This window comes from Candidatus Hydrogenedentota bacterium (genome assembly GCA_016791475.1).
Taxonomy (GTDB): domain Bacteria; phylum Hydrogenedentota; class Hydrogenedentia; order Hydrogenedentales; family JAEUWI01; genus JAEUWI01.
The window spans coordinates 1-613 of record JAEUWI010000310.1 but is presented as its reverse complement, the minus strand read 5'-3'; the positions used below and the strand labels follow the sequence as shown (position 1 = coordinate 613).

Genomic DNA, 613 nt, shown 5'->3' with positions numbered 1-613 from the left:
GTCAACGTCGCCTCCGCCTGCGGGCTGACGCCGCAATATGAGGGGCTCGAGAAACTTTATCAGAGCTACAAGGACAAGGGCCTCGTCGTGGCGGGCTTCCCGGCGAACAATTTCGCCGCCCAGGAGCCGGGCACGAACGACGAGATCGCGACTTTCTGCTCGACCAAATACGACGTGCACTTCCCGATGTTTTCGAAGCTCTCCGTACGCGGCGACGATCAGCATCCGCTGTACGCGCAGCTGGTGTCGGAAATCCCGGCCGCGACGCCATCGCCGCAAGGCGGGCTGAAGGCGCGGCTGACAGAGAAGGGCCTGGGCCCCAAGACCGACACCGAAGTGATGTGGAACTTCGAGAAGTTCATCATCGGCAAGGACGGCAAGGTCGTCGGCCGCTTCCACCCCGACGTGCCGCCGGATTCCCCGGCCTTGGTCGCGGCGATCGAAAAAGCGCTGGCGGCCTGAGCGCGCACAAGAGTTAAGGGGAGGGCGGCATGCACACGATCCTTGCGCCGGTGATGGCGCTGGTTGTCTGGTCTTTGATCATGTTGGCGTGGCTGGCGCTGGCGCGCTTTCCGGCCATGGCCAAGAGCAACATAGATCTTGCGAAAGTTCC

Annotated in this window: 2 protein-coding genes; both read left to right on the top strand. The window is 63.0% G+C overall.

Annotated features, from left to right (window positions below; genetic code table 11):
- On the top strand, window positions 1-462 hold a 462-nt coding region (locus JNK74_29385), incomplete at its 5' end, for a glutathione peroxidase (protein MBL7650288.1).
- 29 nt (window positions 463-491) lie between these two features.
- The coding region (locus JNK74_29380) for an MAPEG family protein (GenBank protein MBL7650287.1) at window positions 492-613 on the top strand (122 nt) is incomplete at its 3' end.